The 399-nt window shown below is 54.4% G+C and carries 1 protein-coding gene; it reads left to right on the top strand.

Annotated elements, in window-relative coordinates; all coding sequences use genetic code 11:
- A partial coding sequence (locus EVJ32_RS16055; protein WP_201740704.1) for an inverse autotransporter beta domain-containing protein occupies nt 1-399 on the top strand: 399 nt, incomplete at both ends.

Here is a 399-nt window from a genome sequence, read left to right as displayed (position 1 = left end):
ATCATGACCTGACCCGCTATCACACCAGAACCGGGATGGGCGTTGAATACTGGCGCAATTACCTGAAACTGAGCGGAAACGGTTATCTGCGCCTCAGTAACTGGCGTAGTGCACCGGAACTCGACAATGACTATGAAGCACGTCCGGCGAACGGGTGGGATCTTCGCGCCGAAGGCTGGTTACCGGCCTGGCCGCAGCTGGGCGGCAAGCTGGTCTATGAACAATATTATGGCGATGAAGTGGCGCTGTTTGGTAAAGACGAGCGACAAAATGATCCTCACGCGATTACCGCAGGTTTGAGTTACACCCCTGTTCCTCTGATCTCCTTTAGTGCCGAGCAACGGCAGGGCAAACAGGGAGAAAACGACACCCGAATTGGTATGGAGTTGACGTTGCAAC

Origin of the sequence: Exiguobacterium sp. SH5S4 (genome assembly GCF_004337045.1) — a bacterium.
GTDB lineage: Bacteria > Bacillota > Bacilli > Exiguobacteriales > Exiguobacteriaceae > Exiguobacterium > Exiguobacterium aurantiacum_A.
Note: the sequence above shows the minus strand (reverse complement) of the source record. Positions and strands in the feature narration are given on the sequence as shown.